General features: G+C 45.4%; 2 protein-coding genes. Both read left to right on the forward strand.

Annotated elements, in window-relative coordinates:
- The coding region (locus tag R7O12_RS24410) for a GyrI-like domain-containing protein (protein WP_318126619.1) at window positions 1-452 on the forward strand (452 nt) is incomplete at its 5' end.
- 131 nt (window positions 453-583) lie between these two features.
- The coding region (locus R7O12_RS24415; RefSeq protein ID WP_318126620.1) for an alkaline phosphatase at window positions 584-1,563 on the forward strand (980 nt) is incomplete at its 3' end.

Here is a 1,563-nt window from a genome sequence, read left to right on the forward strand (position 1 = left end):
CTCGTCATCAAGATTTGATTCATTACGTTGGTTTGCAAGGTTCAGGCACAATTCCTGAGCTTGGTCCAATCATGAAAAAGCAAACTCAAAGACTGTACGAACTGATGCAGAAAGAAAGTCTGCCCGTCAGCGGCGAACTGTTCTGCTATTACCTTTCAATGGACATGAAGCTCGGTCATTTTGAATTTGTAACCTGCTTGCCCGTGAGTGAAATGGTAGAGGTACCAAATGGTTTTGTGTTTGGCACGATTCCAGCGTGTGAAACTTTTGTGATTGAGCACAAAGGTGACTACCAGTTTTTGGGCAATGCGTGGTCGTTAGGGATGAATTTGACACGCCAAAACGGCATAAAAGTGAAGAGCAAGCCTTTGGGGATTGAGCGCTACTTGAATAACCCGAATGAGACACCTAAAGCTGGCCTACGTACAGAAGTGATCCTATTTAAGAAATGATTTGGGTTGCAAAACCATGATGTAATACGCGGTTTCATCCTAACTGAATGATAGTATTGATGAATACTTGTAAGCAAAACAGTAATTAAAGTGACGGCTTATACTCGCAGTCACTTTTTCATGGATGAAATATGACAATCAGATACTCTTTACTTGCGGCCAGTTTACTGGCCGGGTTTGTTCACGCCAATGAAGCACCGAAAAATATTATTTATATGATCGGTGATGGAATGGGCCCTGCCTACACAACCGCCTACCGTTATTATCAAGATAACCCAGAGACTAAACAGATTGAGCCTACAGTCTTTGACTCGATACTGGTTGGCATGGCTCACACCTATCCCGATGATGATACTTATGTCACTGACAGTGCAGCAGGCGCGACGGCCTTAAGCAGTGGTATAAAGAGTTACAATGGCGCCGTCGCTGTCGATACCCATAAAAAGCCAGTTAAAACGATGTTGGAAGTAGCGAAAGAGCAGGGCATGACAACCGCTTTGGTGGCGACTTCGCAAATTAACCACGCGACGCCCGCAAGCTTTGCCGCGCACAACGAATCTCGTCGTAATTATGATCAGATAGCAGACGACTACTTGGATAACAAAGTAAATGGAAAGCTGCCCGTCGATCTGTTACTTGGTGGTGGTGTTCGATATTTTGAGCGTGAAGACAGAAATCTGATTGAAGAATTTAAAATGCAGGGTTATCACTACCTAACGGATTTTGATACCTTGCCTTCGTTGCAAACATTGCCTGCGATTGGGTTGTTTGCCGACAAAGCATTTCCGTTTGCTTTGGATGACAACCCCAACCGACTCGAGAAGATGACGAACAAGGCGCTGTCGTTATTGTCGCGCTCAGAGCATGGCTTTTTCGTCATGATCGAAGGAAGCCAAATCGACTGGTGCGGTCATGCGAATGACATAGCATGCGCGATGGCTGAAATGGATGATTTTGCTAAGTCGATTGCTTTAGCCAAGGCGTATGTTGATGCTCATCCTGACACTTTGCTCGTTGTCACCGCCGATCACTCCACGGGAGGTTTAACTATCGGCGCAAATGGAGAATACGACTGGAAAACGGATGTGATCAAAGGCGTGCATCAAACGGC

Source organism: Vibrio sp. Vb1574, assembly GCF_033338675.1.